Origin of the sequence: Cupriavidus sp. UME77 (genome assembly GCF_014170355.1) — a bacterium.
Classification (GTDB): Bacteria; Pseudomonadota; Gammaproteobacteria; order Burkholderiales; family Burkholderiaceae; genus Cupriavidus; species Cupriavidus basilensis.
The window spans coordinates 97,616-113,747 of record NZ_LZZU01000001.1; the positions used below are offsets into that span (position 1 = coordinate 97,616).

At 67.8% G+C, this 16,132-nt stretch carries 16 protein-coding genes and 1 pseudogene; 6 read left to right on the forward strand and 11 right to left on the reverse strand.

Annotation, left to right across the window (positions count from 1 at the left end; translation table 11 throughout):
• Positions 1-184 precede the first annotated feature (184 nt).
• From A9975_RS00425 to A9975_RS00445, 5 genes and pseudogenes are all read right to left on the reverse strand, one after another.
• Positions 185-766: a hypothetical protein gene (locus A9975_RS00425; RefSeq protein ID WP_183030894.1), complete on the reverse strand. Its 582-nt coding sequence runs from the start codon at positions 764-766 to the stop codon at positions 185-187.
• The gene (locus A9975_RS00430; RefSeq protein WP_255502971.1) at positions 763-1,413 is read right to left on the reverse strand and encodes an SCO family protein; all 651 of its coding nucleotides are present in this window, start codon (positions 1,411-1,413) and stop codon (positions 763-765) included. Before A9975_RS00430 ends, A9975_RS00425 begins: the two co-directional genes overlap by 4 nt.
• Positions 1,410-2,015: a cytochrome c gene (locus A9975_RS00435; RefSeq protein ID WP_183030895.1), complete on the reverse strand. Its 606-nt coding sequence runs from the start codon at positions 2,013-2,015 to the stop codon at positions 1,410-1,412. The genes A9975_RS00430 and A9975_RS00435 overlap by 4 nt, the downstream gene beginning before the upstream one ends.
• 136 nt (positions 2,016-2,151) lie before the next feature.
• Positions 2,152-2,754 (reverse strand): annotated as a pseudogene (locus A9975_RS00440) (cbb3-type cytochrome c oxidase subunit II); the annotation flags it as partial.
• Between the two features lie 2 nt (positions 2,755-2,756).
• Positions 2,757-4,403 carry a cbb3-type cytochrome c oxidase subunit I gene (locus A9975_RS00445; RefSeq protein ID WP_183030897.1) on the reverse strand — a complete coding sequence of 549 codons (1,647 nt, stop codon included), beginning with the start codon at positions 4,401-4,403 and terminating at the stop codon, positions 2,757-2,759.
• A gap of 366 nt (positions 4,404-4,769) precedes the next feature.
• On the opposite strand from A9975_RS00445, the gene A9975_RS00450 reads away from it, so the two are divergent.
• From A9975_RS00450 to A9975_RS00465, 4 genes are all read left to right on the forward strand, one after another.
• Positions 4,770-6,242 carry a PLP-dependent aminotransferase family protein gene (locus A9975_RS00450; protein ID WP_183030898.1) on the forward strand — a complete coding sequence of 491 codons (1,473 nt, stop codon included), beginning with the start codon at positions 4,770-4,772 and terminating at the stop codon, positions 6,240-6,242.
• Between the two features lie 50 nt (positions 6,243-6,292).
• The gene (locus tag A9975_RS00455; protein WP_150985171.1) at positions 6,293-6,496 is read left to right on the forward strand and encodes a SlyX family protein; all 204 of its coding nucleotides are present in this window, start codon (positions 6,293-6,295) and stop codon (positions 6,494-6,496) included.
• Between the two features lie 180 nt (positions 6,497-6,676).
• Positions 6,677-7,195 carry a DUF1439 domain-containing protein gene (locus A9975_RS00460; protein WP_255502979.1) on the forward strand — a complete coding sequence of 173 codons (519 nt, stop codon included), beginning with the start codon at positions 6,677-6,679 and terminating at the stop codon, positions 7,193-7,195.
• Positions 7,196-7,458: 263 nt separating this feature from the next.
• Positions 7,459-7,881: a fumarate hydratase gene (locus A9975_RS00465; protein WP_370563575.1), complete on the forward strand. Its 423-nt coding sequence runs from the start codon at positions 7,459-7,461 to the stop codon at positions 7,879-7,881.
• 412 nt (positions 7,882-8,293) lie between these two features.
• Here the strand turns inward: A9975_RS00465 and A9975_RS00470 are convergent, their stop codons facing one another.
• Positions 8,294-8,911: a DUF938 domain-containing protein gene (locus A9975_RS00470; protein WP_043357303.1), complete on the reverse strand. Its 618-nt coding sequence runs from the start codon at positions 8,909-8,911 to the stop codon at positions 8,294-8,296.
• Positions 8,912-9,213: 302 nt separating this feature from the next.
• Positions 9,214-11,199, reverse strand: coding sequence for a PhoX family phosphatase (locus A9975_RS00475; RefSeq protein ID WP_183030900.1), 1,986 nt, complete (start codon positions 11,197-11,199; stop codon positions 9,214-9,216).
• A gap of 292 nt (positions 11,200-11,491) precedes the next feature.
• Between A9975_RS00475 and A9975_RS00480 the strand changes: the two genes are divergently transcribed.
• Positions 11,492-12,103, forward strand: a complete 612-nt coding sequence (locus A9975_RS00480; RefSeq protein ID WP_183030901.1) for a YigZ family protein — start codon at positions 11,492-11,494, stop codon at positions 12,101-12,103.
• Entirely contained in the window at positions 12,100-12,414 is a 315-nt protein-coding gene (locus tag A9975_RS00485) for a 2Fe-2S iron-sulfur cluster-binding protein (RefSeq protein ID WP_183030902.1), read from the forward strand. The genes A9975_RS00480 and A9975_RS00485 overlap by 4 nt, the downstream gene beginning before the upstream one ends.
• Positions 12,415-12,426: 12 nt before the next feature.
• On the opposite strand, the gene A9975_RS00490 is transcribed toward A9975_RS00485, so the two are convergent.
• From A9975_RS00490 to A9975_RS00505, 4 genes are all read right to left on the reverse strand, one after another.
• Positions 12,427-13,536, reverse strand: a complete 1,110-nt coding sequence (locus tag A9975_RS00490; RefSeq protein ID WP_183030903.1) for a PHB depolymerase family esterase — start codon at positions 13,534-13,536, stop codon at positions 12,427-12,429.
• 229 nt (positions 13,537-13,765) lie between these two features.
• The gene (locus tag A9975_RS00495) at positions 13,766-14,521 is read right to left on the reverse strand and encodes a sulfite exporter TauE/SafE family protein (RefSeq protein WP_183030904.1); all 756 of its coding nucleotides are present in this window, start codon (positions 14,519-14,521) and stop codon (positions 13,766-13,768) included.
• Positions 14,522-14,528: 7 nt separating this feature from the next.
• Positions 14,529-14,903 (reverse strand): antibiotic biosynthesis monooxygenase, encoded by a 375-nt coding sequence (locus A9975_RS00500; protein WP_183030905.1) that lies wholly within the window; start codon positions 14,901-14,903, stop codon positions 14,529-14,531.
• A 42-nt stretch (positions 14,904-14,945) separates the two neighbouring features.
• On the reverse strand, positions 14,946-16,079 hold the full coding sequence (locus tag A9975_RS00505; protein ID WP_255502973.1) for a cytochrome P450: 1,134 nt from the start codon (positions 16,077-16,079) through the stop codon (positions 14,946-14,948).
• Between the last annotated feature and the right edge of the window lie 53 nt (positions 16,080-16,132).

Here is a 16,132-nt window from a genome sequence, read left to right on the forward strand (position 1 = left end):
GTCACGGTAATCCGTAAAACTCCGGCGTGCCCCGGCACACTGACGCCGCGCGGACGCGAAGGCGCCCTGGCGTCAGGCGGGAACCAGCCGAAGAAGGAAGAAGCCGAAAAAAGACGGGCTGACGATCAGCCCAGCACGGCCGGGGGCGGCGGCGCAAGGCCGGCCCGCGGGCGGTCTTGCAGGCCTAGGTGAGCGGCTCGCGATCCACCGCTAGCCGGCTGGCCACGGCAAACAGCCACATCGCCAGCAAGGCCAGCCCCCACAGCACCAGCACCCGGCCCGCCGCCAGTTGCTCGTCGACCAGATAGGTGCTGCACAGTTGCGACTCCGCCTCCTGGTACAGCAATCCGGCGCTCAGCATCATCCAGGCGCCGTTGATGACAAAGAAGCCCTGCACCACGGGGCCGGCCGCTTGCCACGAGGCGCGCGCCAGCAGCCCCGCCAGCACCATGCTCGCCACCTTGGCCATGCCCATGGGGCCCGCCAGCGTGGCTGCGTCCAGCGCCACCGGCAGCATCCAGTAACTGACGATGCACCACGCTGCCAGCAGGCCCGGCAGCCCCGCCGCGTTCCATGGCGCGAGCCAGGCCGCCAGCCGCGGCCCGGCACAGCGCGCCGCCCACCAGCCGGCAAGTGCCAGAAGCGGCAGTTCCAGGCCCATATGCCTGGCCATGGTCGCCTCCATCCATGGGCGCAACAGCGCGGCCACGGCCAGCATCAAGCCTGGCAGGCAGGCGTGCCAGCCGGGTGCAAGCCGCACCTTCACAGCCGGCTGCGCAGCACGTCGGCCAGCGCCAGGTCCGGCCGCTCCACGTCATAAGCGGCAGCCAGCCGGCCTTGCGCGTCGACCAGGAACAGCGCGGCATTGTGCGAGTAGCCGCCCAGCCCATCGGGCAGCACGACGATGCCGAAGGCGTCGAGCAGGCCGCGCAAGCGCGCGGGCTCGGCCACCGTGGCAAAGGTCCAGATGGCAGGATCGGCGCGCAGCGTGCGCGCATAGGCCCGCAGCGCGGCGGGCGTATCGCGTGCCGGGTCGAAGGAGAGCGTCAGCAGGCGCACGCGGTCCTGCAGGCCGCGCTCGCGCAATTGCTGCTGCAGCCAGGCCTGCCCCGACGCGCTGGTGCGGCAGATTGCCAGGCATCGGGTGTAGACGAAGGTCACCAGCGTGACGGGCCTGTCGCGCTTGCCAGTACCCTTGCCCTGCGGCATGGGGCCGCCAAAAGCGAGCTGCCGGCCAGCCTGGTCGAACAAGGCCAGCGCCGGCAGCTCGCGCGGGGCGCGCGCCAGGTCCAGGCGCCGGGCGCCGTCGGCGCTGACCGTGCGCAAGCCGCGTGTTGTGGCGAACACCGCCGCACCGGCCAACACCAGCACGAGCGCAACCATCGCCAGCGTCTTGCTCCACGCACGCGTCATGGCTTGAGGGCACCTCCCATGGTCATGAATGCCTCCAGCGCTTCGCCCCCGTGCCAGGGCGCCTTTTGCGCGACGGAAGCCGCGCGCGCCGCCGCGATCTGCGCGGCTTCGACCGGCGCGGCGCCGTTGCCCCACTGGCTGCGGATATGCGTGGCCAGCGCCGCGATCTCCTGGTCGGAGAACTGCTCGCCAAAGGCCGGCATGGCGCCGTTGTAGGTGGTGCCGAGCACGTCCAGCGGGCCGGTCATGCCGTGCAGCAGGATCTGCGCGAGGCGTTCCGGATCGTCGTTGACCCAGGGGGAGCCTGCCAGCGGCGGGAATACGCCGGGAATGCCTTGCCCGCTGGCCTGGTGGCAAGCCTGGCAGTTGGCGGCGAACAATAGCTTGCCGTCGGCTACGCGGCCCTGCCCGGCCGGCGCTGCCAGCGCGGCCAGGTCGCGCCGGTCGCCCAGCGCGGCGCTGCCGTCGGCGCGCTCGATCAGGATGTAGCTGATGGCCCAGACCAGCAGGCCGCACACCAGCGCCAGCACGATCTTGGGCACCGGGTTGTGCTGCTCGACGGGATCGGCGTTCTCTGTCTTATGGGCTTGCGAGCGGGTCATCGTGGCTGGCTTGCGCACCGGGCGCGCGTGGCGCCGGCGGGCTGGAGGTGGATTGAGAAGAAGTGACCGCACCGAACGGGTTGGACGGCGCGGTCGAAACGGATGCCAGCGTGACGCGCAGCGGCGGCTGGCCGGTCGCGCCCGCCGCTGCGGCCTGTTCCACCACCGGGTAGGTGTGGCGCAGGCCAATCAGGTAGGCGACCAGGTCCAGCGCCTGTGGCGTGGCCACCACCACCTTGCCCGGCGGCACCGTGCCGCCGGGCAGCGCGACCACCTTGTCGCTCTTGCCGACGGCGCCTTCCGGCTTGAGCTCGAACAGGAACGGATAGCCCGGCATGATGCTGTCCGCCACGTAGGCGCGCGGCTGATAGAGATGGCCCAGGTGCCAGTCGGCACTCGGCTGGCGCACGCCGATATTGAACAGGTCGGGGCCGGTGCGCATGGTGCCAAGCAACGGCGGGCTGTCGTAGTGGTAGTCCGCCGCCACGGACGGGCGGCCCCAGCCGCGCGCGCCGTCGGCACGGCCCGCGCCGGTGGAGCTGGGCTGCTGCGTATGGCAGGCGATGCAGCCGTTGGCGAGATACACCTCGCGCCCGCGCAGCTGCTCGCTGGTATAGGGTGCCAGCGCCGCCGGCGCGGGCACATCCTTGAGCTGCAGGAAAGGCACCACGATCATCGCCGAGGTGGCGAGCGAGAGCGTGACCATGGCCCCGCCCACAAGTTTGAGTTCGTTTTCCATGTTCAGGCAGCCGCTTGGGAAACCATGCGATCGGTCTGCGCCAGCGCCGAAGGACGCAAGACCATCAAGGCAAAGTGAAAGGCAAAGACCAGATGGCCGAGCGTCATCAACGCGCCGCCCAGCGAGCGCCCCTGCAGCCAGGGCAGCGTGACCGTCACCGATTCCATAAAGGGACGCGCCGGGTCCAGCAGCGCCAGGCCCTGCAGCACGCCGCCGATGCTCAGCGTGATGAGGTAGGTGGAGAAGCCCGCCACCACCAGCCAGAAATGCAGCGAGATCAGCGCGGGCCGGGGCCACGGCGCGTCGACGATGCGCGGCAGCGCGAAGTAGATGCCGCCGAAGATCACCATCGACACGAAGCCGTACATGCCCAGGTGCGCGTGCGCCACCGTGAAGTGCGTGAAGTGCGTCACCGCGTTGAGCGAGCGCAGCGCCTCGAACGAGCCCTGCACCGATGCCAGCGTGTACATGATGGCGCCGAACACGATGAAGCGCAGCGTGGCCGAGTGGCGCAGCGCGCCAAAATTGCCCTTGAGCGTCAGGTGCTGGTTCACCGAGAACGCGGTCACCGGGATGATCATCATCACGCTCTGCACGATCGACAGCGTGATCAGCCACGGCGGGATCGGGCCGCCGATCAGGTGGTGCGCGCCGACCTGGCCGTAGAAGAACGCCAGCGTCCAGAAGCCCAGCAGCGACAGGTTGTAGGAGCGCACCGGCCGCCCGATCACCTTGGGCAGGAAGTAATAGACCGAGGCGAGCGACAGCGGCGTATAGAACAGGCCCAGCACGTTGTGCCCGAACCACCAGTTCATGGTGGCCTGCTCCACGCCGAAATGCACGCCCGGGATCTTGGCCACCACGTACAGCACCGGGAACCAGAACAGGGCCGCGCCGATGTACCAGACCGACACGTACAGATGATGCACGCGGCGCTTTTGCAGCATGAACGCCAGCGGCAAGCCGATCATCATCCCGCCCAGCGCGAACAGCAGGCCCACCTGCCAGGGAATCTCCAGCCACTCCAGGCCGGCGTTGATGCCCACGGCAATGCTGCCGAGCCCGGCCACCAGCCCCGCATTCCAGACCAGCGCGCCGATCATGGCAAAGCGCCCGCCCAGCAGCGGCGTGCGCAGCAGGCGGGGCAACATCCACAGCGTCAGCCCGAGCAGCCCCATCGGCGCCCAGCCGTAGGCGACCGCGTTCAGGTGCAGCGTGCGCAAGCGGCCGAAGGAAAGCCAGGCCTGCCCGGTCAGCAGGTCGGGCATATGCAGCTTGAGCGAACTCAGCAGGCCGGCGGCGGACGCCACCACCAGCCAGACCACGGCACAACTCAGCATCAGCAGGGCCGGCAGGGCGCTGGAGCGATCGGCCTCATGCCGCGCCGCCAGCTCTGCCTCGAGATCGGCGCGCGCGGCGGCGGTGGCGGCAGGTGCCCCCCGGCTGGACGCCGCGCCCACCCAGAGCGCCTGGCGCTGCGCCGTGTCGCTCGACGGCTCCTCGGGCTGGCCGACCTCGCCTGGCGCAAAGATGGTGCGCGCACCAGCGGCTTCGAGATCGAACAAGCCCTTGCGCAACGACCAGATGAAAGCAAACAGGCCACCGACCGACAGCAGGAAGGTAGCTAACAACAGACTCGTGGGATCCATGGATTTCCTTGCACTTCCCATGACGGCGCCGTGGCGGCCGTGGCTTAGAGGCTATTTCAAAAAGATTCTGGCGTCGTTGCGCGGCCTTGGCCGTACCACTTGTACTGTCTGCGGCCGCACGCCTAGCCAGAACCGCTTCGCTTCATTTTGAAACGGCCTCTTACTGACAGCGCTGAATGCTAAGGAGACAAGGCCGGCCCGAACAGGATCAGATCGGATCGATACAACCGGATCAGAGGGATTCCGGCGTGACATGTTGCCGCAGCAAATCTGCCGCATTGGAATATCCCCATGCACCGTGTCGTGCATCGCGTCGATACGATACAGTTACCGGAAATCAGACATACGCCAAACAGTGGATCTCAAATGCCACCCAGCAAGCCAGACACCCCCCAGCTAAAAGACGGGGAAGCCACGCCCGGCACGCTCTACGAAACGCTGGCCGACGATATCGCGCACTCGATCCAGGCCGGCACGCTGCGGCCCGGCGACCGCCTGCCCTCCGTGCGCCAGGCCAGCGCCAGCCGCGGGCTCAGCCCCTCCACGGTGTTCCAGGCTTACTACCTGCTGGAGGCGCGCGGGCTGATCATCGCGCGCCAGCGCTCCGGGTACTTCGTGGCCAGCGCCAGCCGCGTGCTCCCGCCCGAGCCCGAGGCCGCGTCGCAACCGGCGGACGAATCCACCACGTTGAATGTCAGCGAACTGGTCTTCGACGTGCTGGCGTCGGCCAAGCAGCGGGAGCTGGTGCCGCTCGGCTCCGCGTTTCCCAGTCCGCTGCTGTTTCCGCTGCCGCGCCTCGCCAAGTCCATGGCCGCCGTCGTCCAGCAGCTGGACCCTTGGAGCTCGGTGGACGACATGACGCCGGGCAACGCCGGCCTGCGCCGCCAGATTGCCCTGCGCTACCTGATCGACGGGCTTACCGTGCACACGGACGAGATCGTCATCACCAACGGTGCGCTGGAGGCACTGAACCTGTGCCTGGCGGCCGTCACGCGTCCGGGCGACGCGGTCATCATCGAGTCGCCCACCTTCTACGGCGCGCTGCAGGCGCTGGAGCGCCACGGCCTGCGCGCCATCGAGGTGCCCACGCATCCGCGCGAAGGCATCGAGCTCGACGCCCTCGCCCGCGCGCTGGAACGCCACCGCCCGAGCGCGTGCTGGCTGATGACCAATTTCCAGAACCCGCTGGGCAGCCTGATGCCCGACGACAAGAAGCGCGAACTGGTGCGGCTGCTGGCGCGCTTCGAAGTGCCGCTGATCGAGGACGACGTCTACGGCGAACTGTACTTCGGCAACAAGCGCCCCACCCCGGCCAAGGCGTTCGACACACAGGGACTAGTGATGCACTGCGGATCGTTCTCCAAATGCCTGGCGCCGGGCTACCGGATCGGCTGGGCCGCGCCAGGACGCTTCGCGCGCGAAGTGGCGCGCGCCAAACTCACCAGCACGCTGACAGTGGCCGCGCCAACGCAAGCCGCTATCCTTCACTACCTGGAGAAGGGCGGCTACGACCGGCACCTGCGGCAGTTGCGCCAGGCGCTGATGCAGCGGCAGGACGCCTTCGCGCAGGCCATCGCGCGGCACTTCCCGCCGGGCACGCGGGCCACGCGGCCAGCCGGCGGTTACTTCCTGTGGATCGAGATGCCGGCCGGCACCGACAGCCTTGCGCTGCACCGCTACGCGCTCTCGCATGGCATCAGCATCGCGCCCGGCCCGATTTTTTCCGCGCATGGCGGCTTCCGGCATTGCTTGCGCATCAACTGCGGCCACGACTTCGACGACCGGACCGACGCCGCGCTCGCCACGCTGGGCCGGCTGGCCAGGCTGACAATGCAGTAAAGGCCGCGCCGCACCTGCCTTACAATGCGCGGCCCAATGGAGAACACAAAATGGAATCCCGCCTGACCGAACTCGAAATCAAGGTCGCCTTCCAGGATGACCTGCTCGACACGCTCAATCTCGCCGTGGCCCGCCAGCAGCGGCAGATCGACCTGCTGCAGGAACAGCTTCAGGCGCTTTACCAGCAGATGCGCTCCAGCGGCACGGGCGGCGCCGACAACGGCCCCCAGCACGAACTCCCGCCGCACTATTGATCGTGCGCATGGCCCGCGGCCAGACTGAACAATTGAACAAAGCCGGCGCAGGCGCGGTCAGAAGGGATAACGCGCAACACGCCAACCTGGAGGCACCGCAGCATGCCGACGACGCAACGCCGCACCCGGCCCCGCAAATCCCTGACAACGCGCAAAGCTGCCGCCGCCGGCGCGCTTGCCATGCTGCTCGCCGCCAGCGCCTGGGCCGGCTATAACGTCTGGACCGGCGACTACACATTCTCCCGCCAGGAATTGCAGGACGCCGTCGACAGACGTTTCCCGGCAAGGCTGCGCTACGCCCAGGTGCTCGACGTTCAGCTGACGCATCCGCGCCTGCTGCTCGACGAAGCCAACAACCGCGTGACCACCCAGATGGATGCACAGGTCAGCAACACCTTGCTGCCCGCGCCACCGATCAACGGCACGCTTTCACTGAGCAGCGGGCTCAGGTACGACCCGGCCAAACGCGCCGTGCTGCTCGACAATCCTTCCGTCGAACGCGTCCAGGTCGCCGGCATGCCGGCGCAATATGGCGAGCAACTGAACGCCATCGGCGCCGTCGTGGCGCAGCAACTGCTGCGCGATTACCCGCTCTACACGTTCAAGCCGGAAGAATTGCACGTTGCCGGCAAAGACGTCGAGCCGGGCGCCATTACCGTGCTGGCCGACGGCATCAAAGTCCAGGTAAATACGCGTTAAACGCAATACGTACCCCCTATTCGCATCGAATGCCGATGCCGTCGCCGTGCAAGACATGTTGTATCCGCGCACGCATTCATACCAGAAATTTGCGCAGTTAATTCACGCCGCGCGAGCAATGTCGCGTGACCGGTTATACTCCGCGCTCCACAACTAACGGGTAAATACAAATGGCCGTAGCAAAGAAAGTCGCAACCAGCGCAGCAGCAAAGACCAAGCCGGCAGCCGCCAAGAAGGCAGCAGTTCCCGCGAAGAAGGCCAGCGTGCTGGCTCGCGAACTGGCCGCTGCAAAGAAGGGCCTGCTGAAGCTGCGCGCTGATGCAAAGAAGGCGATCGAAACTGCTAAGCGCGAAATCAAGGTCGCAGCTGAAGCCGCCAAGAAGGCTGTGCTGGCTGAGAAGCAAGCCGCCAAGGAAAAGCTGGCTGCACAAAAGGCCAAGGCCAAGCCGGCTGCGAAGAAGCCGGTGGTGAAGGCTGCCGTGGCAAAGAAGGCTGCAAAGCCGGCCGCCGCCAAGAAGGCAGCAGCTCCCAAGGCAGCAGCACCGAAGGCCGCCGCCCCGAAGGCAGCTGCTCCCAAGGCAGCAGCACCGAAGAAGGCCGTCGTGAAGGCAGCCCGCAAGCCGGCAGCGCCGAAGAAGGCCGTGGCCGTCAAGGTCGAGGCAGAAGCGCCTGTCGCCGCGAAGTAAATCGCGCAAGGGCCAGCGCGGCAGGTGGCCCGGACATGCGCGCGGTAATCCGCGCCGTGCTCCGGTCCCCGCCGCGCACCACTTTTGTGCGAACTGGCTGGCGCTCTGCAGGGCCAGCCAGACATCTCCAGACAATATCCCCGGTTATTCAAGACGCCCTGGCCGATCGGCATTTCCCGATTAGCGCCGCCTGGCTTCGCCTGTCATTTCCCGCATTTTCCGCATTTCCCACATCGCACGCATTGCCCGCCAGGACGTTTGGCGCGTCTTAAGCCAACGCTTAAGGTGACATGCGCAAAGACAATTCAGCGAAGACTTAGCCCCACTGCGCGCGAGTCCTCATTCGCGCTTTGCCGAATTTCGGCCACGCATTGCACGCGGCCCAATCCGCCTGCATTCGGCGGCGAAGTTCCTATTTTCGGAATACCAGGCTGAAATTATTGGCCGGCATCGGGATTGGCTCGTCCATGCGAAAGCCCTCGGCCTCGCCCAGTGCCGCCACATCTTCCATATTGCGCACGCCCCATTCGGCGTTCGCGCTGCGCAACTGCGCATCAAAGGCGGCATTGCTCGGCGCGGTATGTTCGCCATTGCGCCGATACGGGCCATACAGGTAAAGCACGCCGCCGGCTGGCAGCAAACGCCCGGCCCCGGCGAACAGCGCCTCAGCCGCAGACCATGGCGCGATGTGGATCATGTTGATGCACACCACCGCCTGCGCCGCCTCGATGCCCCAGGGCTGCTGGCGCACGTCCAGCACCAGCGGCGCAAGCACATTGGCCAGCCCGGCATGCTCGGCCCAGCCCGCGATCGACTCGCGCGCCGCAGCGTCCGGGTCGCTCGGCTGCCAGGTCAGCCCCGCCAGCGCGGCGGAGAAATAGGCGGCGTGCTGGCCGGTGCCGCTAGCGATTTCCAGCACCAGGCCGCTCTGCGGCAAGACCCGCCGCAGCACGGCCAGGATGGCGTCGCGGTTGCGGTCGGTGGCCGGCGCCATGCGGCGCGCGTCGTGTTGGCCGTCTTGGTTCGGCATCTTGTTGCTCCTGTTGAGGTAGGGGTCTGGGCCGCCGGGGGCGCGTTGGTCCGGCAGCCACTCATTACCGCAAGCGTAGCAGGCATGACGGGGCCCGCGTCCATGTTGCCTCAGCCAGTCCGCGCGCCGGTGGCCCGAAACGTTCCCGGTATGCGCCAGGGGTGATGCCGATACGCTTGCCGGTCCCCCTGGCGAACGCCCGCGCGCGCTAGCCAGCTCTCGCGCGAGTGTAGAAAAAAAAGCCCCCGATGACAAAGTCATCGGGGGCCCAACAAAGCGCCGGGGTAATAGCTGTCCCGCGCTTACGCCTTAGTGGTCTTGACGCTCGTGGTATCGGCCGTCAGGTAGCCGACGGCGGCGCCAAAGCGGTCCTTGTAGTTGGCGCGCACCAGCGGATCCAGCGTGGCCTGGACCTTGGCGTGCAGGCTGCTCCAGTCGCCCGCGTGCTGGAAGTTGTTCATGATGTAGGTCCAGCCATTGATCTCGTCCACCGCATGCAGGCCGGTGGATTCCGCGCCAGCCGGGGTCGAGAGCACGCGCGACAGCTTCTTGGTGTCTACGTTGTAGGCCCACAGGAAGTTGTTGACGTGCTGGCCGCTGTCCTCGCCGATGAACAAGGTGCGCAGCTTTTCCGAGAACTTGAGGTTGTCCGGGTTGGCGATCTGGTCCGGATCGGCGGTGTTGCCGAGTGCATCCGCGCTGATGTCCTTACCCACGATCAGCGCCTTGGTGTGCACCGGCACCCATTCGCTGTTGATGGCGGCGCCGCCCAGATCCTTCTGGCCGCCGGCAAGGTTGTGCTGCATCACGCCGCCTGCGTTGAGCGCCGTGGGGATCGTGATGTTGCTCTGTGCGTTCCAGCCCTTGGGGTTGTTGACGACCATCGAGTCGATCATGTTCTGCAGCGCGGAGTAGGCCACCTTGTCCTTGATATTGACGGTGGTGCCTTCCATCTTGGTGAAGCCCATGCTGCCGCCCTTGAGGTAGGCGTAGCGATGGGTTTCCAGGAAGGCCGCGGCCTTCTCCTTGCCCGGGTTGACCTTGATCCAGTTGGCCGTGCCGCCAACGAAGATCTTGGTGAAGGAGGGGTCCGCGGGGTCCGCCGTGCGCACGTCCATGATGTCGGTGGGCAGGTTGGACTTGGCCATGGCCTCGACTTCGGCGCTGGTGGCGTGTCCCAGGTTGACCCACGTCAGGTCGGCGCCGGGGGCGGCCGGGTCGATGGAGAAGCCCGCGCCCACCTTGGCCACGTACAGCGTGCCGGCGGACAGGTCCTTTTCCTTGTCGGCCACGAACATGAACAGGCCGCTGTTGGTGGCGTCGTCGCCCATCAGCACCGTGCGGTTGTCCGGCATCACATGCACCAGCTCGTGCGAGATGCGGCCCATGCAGAAGTGCTTCTTGATGCTGGCGGTGCCATCGGCATTGACCGTGACTTCAGGCATGTGGCCGTAGAAGTACGGGTTGGCCACGACGCTGGCGGTGCCGAGCAGGTTCTTGCTGAACGCCAGGAACTGCGCGTTGGTGCCGGCCGTGAAGGCGTCCGGCTCGTACTCTTCGCTCGACAGGTGGGTGTTCCACGGCGACAGGCTGGCGCCGCAGGTAATCCACAGGCCATTGACCGACGAAGTATCGACGTTGTGGTACTTGACCAGCGTCAGCTTGCCGGTGGCCGGGTCCTGGTCCAGCGTCAGCACGCCGATCGGGGACGGCAGGCGGCCGTAGGCGCTGGCGCCAGCCTGGTCACGCGTGGTGTACTCGAACTGGACCACGGCGAAGACCGTGTTGCCCTTCACGCCGGCCACCTTGGCGCCGTCGATCTTGAGCAGCGAGGTGCCGTCGGGCGAGTCGGAGTAGAACTGGCGTTCCTTGCCGGCCACCGATTTGTCGATGATCGGCTGGTTGTTGATGTCGAAGTAACCGCCGGCGAGGATGCTGCCGCCCTTGCCGTCCGGGACCATGTCGCCGGTGATGAAGAAGGGCTGGTAGGCCAGCTTGTAGGTTTGGCTGCTGCCGTCGCTGAACGATACTTTCAGGCTGGAACCCACCGTGGTGGTAGCCATGGCGGCCGGATTGGCCAGCGAGGGCGCGGCCATGCCGGTGAATTCGGCGGTCGTAAACGTGGCGCCGGCAGGCGTGACGGGCGTCGGCGCCGTTGCGGCTACGGCGTCGCCATCGCCACCGCAACCGACCAGGAAGGCGGTAGCGCCAAGGCCCAGCGGCAGCATGGGGGCGCCAGCCAGGAGTTTAAGCGCCTTGCGGCGGGATGCGTCCGGTTTGTCGAGCATTCTTCTTTCCCGTTTCGTAATGTGAAGGATTGGGCGGCGCGCCGTGCGCGCTGTCCCGCTGCGCGCTTGTGGGGACAACCGCGCAGCGTTCAGGCCGATGCGTATCCTATGAATGATTTGTTACAGCTTGTTTAAACTGACTGAACTTGCAGACATCCAGGAGGCCTTTCGCACAATCCGGGCGGCCGGGGCGGCTGCGGTACACTGGCGCAGGCCCCAATCCGGTGCCCCGATTCCTTTAGCTTTCCGCCCGCCGGCGCCGCGCATCGCGCGCCGTGACGCGGCCCAACCCGTGCCGACCTACACCCTCGCTTCTCCCGTCCAGTCAGACCTGGAAATCCGCAAGAGCCGCTTCATCGGCTTTGCATTACCCGTGCCCGACCGCGCCGCGGCCATGGCCGAAGTGGCGCGCCTGCGCGCCGACCACGCCACCGCCACCCATGTCTGCTGGGCGCTGCTTGCGGGGGGCCAGTCGGGCATGTCTGACGACGGCGAGCCATCCGGCACCGCTGGCCGGCCCATGCTGGAAGTGCTGCGCCACCATGAGCTGGAAGGCGTGCTGGCGGCGGTGGTGCGTTATTACGGTGGCGTCAAGCTGGGGGCGGGCGGGCTGGTACGCGCCTATACGGACGCGATCGCCGTGGCGCTCAAGGATGCACAGCGCATCGAGCGCATCGCCTATGCGGAGCTGGTTGCGGAGGTGGACTACGCCGACGAAGCCCGCGTGCGCCGCTGGATCGAGCAGGAGAGCCACGTGCTGGCGCATGCCGAACACGGCGCGGCTGCCCGGCTGACCATCCGGCTGCCGGCCAGCCTGCTGGCACCGGCCCGGGCCGCGCTGCGCGACGCCACCCATGGCCGAGCGCGCTTTCCCGAAGCCGACGAGGGGCAAGCGCCGTCATGAGCCACGACATCACCGCAGCCCCGGTGGCCCCGGCAGCGTTTGTCGCCCGCCTGGAGCCGCAGGGCAGCACTTTTCCCGCCCTGCCCACGCAGACGCTGCTCGAAGCCGCGTTGCAGGCCGGCCTGAAATTCCCAAGTTCCTGCCGCAACGGCACCTGCCGCACCTGCCTGTGCCGGCTGGCCGCCGGGCGGATCGGCTACCGCATCGAGTGGCCGGGCGTGAGCTACGACGAGCGCGACGAGGGGTTCATCCTGCCGTGCGTGGCGTATCCCGAGAGCGACGTGGTAATAGAAGCGCCCCAATCGCTCTAGCCAGGCAAGGCGTCAGGCGGCCACCTTGCTCACCCGCCTTGGCGCGGCACGCTGGCGCGCCGCCAGGCACTGCATGAAGAACTGCCACGCGATCCGCAGTGCATCCGGGCCGCACGGATCGGCAAAGGCCTGGCTGGACGGGCCGCCGCTCCACGCGTGCCCCAGCCCTTCGATGCGCACCAGCCGGATGTAGGGCTCGCCCTCGCTCGACCAGGGAAAGATGCTGTAGGGACGGCGCTGCCCGCGCTGGACCCGGCGCGGCTTGGCCAGCACGGGTGGCTGCGGCAGCAGTTGCTGCCAGAGCGCGGCGCAGGCCAGCGCGTTATCGAAGTGCACCACATGATCGGCATCGCCGTGCAGCAGCAACAACGGCGGCGGGCGGCGCCCCGCTAGTTGAAACCGCGCCGCATCCACGTCCGGCTGGCCCTTGCCGTGCATCACGCGCGCCGCCTGCGCGGCGTTGGACGCGCTGAGCGGCACCGCTCCGGAATGCGAGCCGACCGCGACAAAGCGGTCCGGGTAGCGCAGCCCCAGAATCAACGCCATGGCCCCGCCCGCCGACAAGCCAAGCGCGAAGACACGTTCGCGGCGAACCGGATGCTGCTGGCAGACATGCTCGACGATTGACATCAACAGGCTGGCCTCGGCCACCACGCGCGCCGCGGAGCGGAACCAGTTCCAGCAGCGCTGGGCGTTGGCTTGCGACGATTGCTCCGGCATCAGCACCACGCAGCCCGCGCTGCGCGCCAGCGTAGCCGCGCGGGTGCAAGCCGCAAAGCTGGCCGTGTCCTGGCCACAGCCATGCAGCAATACCAGCAAGGGCGCGGGGCGCGACGCGCTCACGCCCGGTGGGATAAACAGCCGGTAACGGCGCTGCACGAGCGGCCCCAGGCCCCAGCTGCCCTCCTCCCAGCGTCCACCGCCACGGCTGACCGGCGTTGGCACCGGCGAGGCAACGCCGGTCAGCACGCGCTGCGCCGCCTTGCTCATCGCCTCGCCCTGCTTGACCGCCGAGCGGATCGCGGACTTCGTGACCGTGCGCTGCGCACGCCGGACATTGCGGGTGGCGATCCTGCTCAGGGTATTCCAGAGCTTGGTGCCGCTGCGATTGCGTCGTGTCATCGGCGATATGCCATTGGCGGCATCTCCAGCGCGGGGTTGCGGGAATGCGCGGCCTGCGGTGCGCATCCGGCTTGGATGCGCAGTGTTTCGCCGCAGCGCAACAGGCAGTATGCCGCGCGCAAGGACGCGCTGTCAGCCCAATTGCGTGCAAACCGCGCCACCTGGACGCATTCCTACCGCACGACGCAGCAAGTAACCCCAAAAGAAAGCGCCTTCGCCGCCATCCCGATCAGAAGAACCCGCGCAGCGCCAGCTCGGTCCCGAGCAGCAGCAGCCCGCAAAAAAACAGCTTGCGAAAACGCGCCGCGCTGATGCGATGGCGCAGCCACTGGCCGATGAACATGCCGGCCAGCGCCGGCACCAGCGCCAGCAGCGACGCCCCCAGCACCGGCGTGTGCAACAGCGCGCCATGCATCGCCAGGCTCACCGCGAGCGCGATGGTGGACACCGTGAACGACAAGCCAAGCGCCTGCACCAGCGTCTCGCGGTCCAGGCCCAGCCCCTGGACATACGGCACCGCCGGAATCACGAACACGCCCGTGACCGCCGTGATCGCGCCAGTGACCACACCGATCAGCGGCGCCAGCCAGCCCTCGGCGGCCGGAGGCACCTTGGGGTGGAAAGCCACCAGCCCCAGCACTGCGTACAGCACCAGCGCCGCGCCCAGCCATGCGGTGGCATGCACCATCAGGCTGGGCGGCAGCAGCGCGGCGGCCAGCCACGTGCCCACGCAGATCGCGGCCAGCAAGGGCCACATCCGCCGCGCCAGCTCGCCAAGCCGCGGCCCGGTGTAGAGCTGCACGACGTTGGTGACCATGGAAGGCGCGACCAGCAGCGCCGCGGCCTGCGCCGGCGGCATCGCCAGCCCCAACAGCCCTACCGCCACGGTAGGCAGCCCAAGGCCCACCACGCCCTTGACCAGCCCGGCAAGCAAGAAGGTAAAGCCGATCAGCGTGGTCTGCCCACTCAGGAAAGTCGACTCCATGCCGCCCTCACCGTGCCGGCGACGCGGGCGCCGCAATGGGTGCGTGCACGGCGCGACTGTCCGCCGGCGCCTGGTCGCGTTCATGCAGGCCGTAGTCGCGCAGCACATGCGCCACGCGCAGCCGATAGCCCGCGAACACGCCGCCACGCCCGGCCGACTGCGCCAGCCGGTGCTCCTCGGTATTGCGCCAAGCCATGACCGCGGCCTCGTCGCGGAAGAACGAGAGCGACAGCAGCTTGCCCGGATTGGTCAGGCTCTGGAAGCGCTCCACCGAGATAAAGCCGTCGATGGCCTCCAGCGTGGGCCGCAGTTGCGCGGCGATCTGCATGTACGTGTCCTTGCGGCCCTCGGCCGGCTCGACTTCGAAGATGACTGCGATCATGGTGGGGTCCTATTGACTTGACTTGACTTGACTTGAATTGCTTCACAGAAAATACGGAATGCGCGCGTTGACCGACGGCCGATAGCGGAACGCGCGCGCCAGCGACGCCGGATCCGCGCCACGCGCCAGCAGCGCGGCCACCACGGCCTGCGCCACCGTGGACGCCAGCGCGTCGCCGGGACATGCATGGCGGCCGCGCCCGAAGGTCCAGGGCGCGGGCGTCGCGGCCTCGCTCTGTTCGAGCGAGGCTGCCGCCAGCACGACCAGCACCGCATCGCCCGTTTTCAGTTGCGCACCACACAGGCGGACATCGGCCGCCAGGAAGCGCCGGGTGTTCTGCACCGGCGGATCCTCCCGCAGCACGCGTGCCGCCACGCAGTCCAACGCAGGCAGCTCTCGCCCATGGGACGTATCCCGGCCCAGGCACAACAGCATATTGCCGACCAGGCCGGCGGTGGCCTCGCACGCCTGGATCAGCAAGCCGATCACATTGGTCGCGATGATCTCCTGCGCCACGCCGGCCGCCAGCGCTTCGTGCACCAGCGCGTCCAGCGGCGCGGATGACAGGTTCGTGCGCATCCAGGCCTGGAGCCATGTAGCGGCCTCGCTCCCTGCGGCAATCTCCGGCGCTGCCGCCAGCGGCGACATGGCCCGCGCGAAGGCCGCCACCTGGCCCGCTAGATGGCCCACTACACCGGGCTTGCCGGCCACCGCCAAACCTAGTGCATCGGCTACCGCCAGCACCGGCAAGGTGAACATCCAGTGGTTCACGGCGGCACCGGGCCGGACGGCGTCAAACGGCAGATCCTGCGCCAGCGCCGACACCCGCGCCTCCATGCCGGCAAGCTCCAGGCACGCCATGCGTTTGCGCAGCACGCCCTTGAGTGGCGCATGCCAGTCCCCATCGTTCATGCGGATCAGCCCGCCGAACAGTGCACCGGCCGTGCTGCCCGCCAGCGCAGGCGGCACGGCTTGCGCGAGCGGCCGCACGCGGCAAGCGGGATGGGTCAGCACGGCCTGCACCTCGACGGCGCCGGCGGCAACCCACAGCCCGAGCGCTTCGTCGCGATAGAACGGGCGCTGCGCGGCAAGGGTACGGTAGTACGGCGCCGGATCGGGGTGCGTCACGGCGCAAAGCGGGTCGGACGGCATCGGCATGGCGGTCGGCAAAGGCATGGGGTGGCGGATCGAGAGCACACAAGCAGTATGCCGTCGCGTGCCGCTCGACG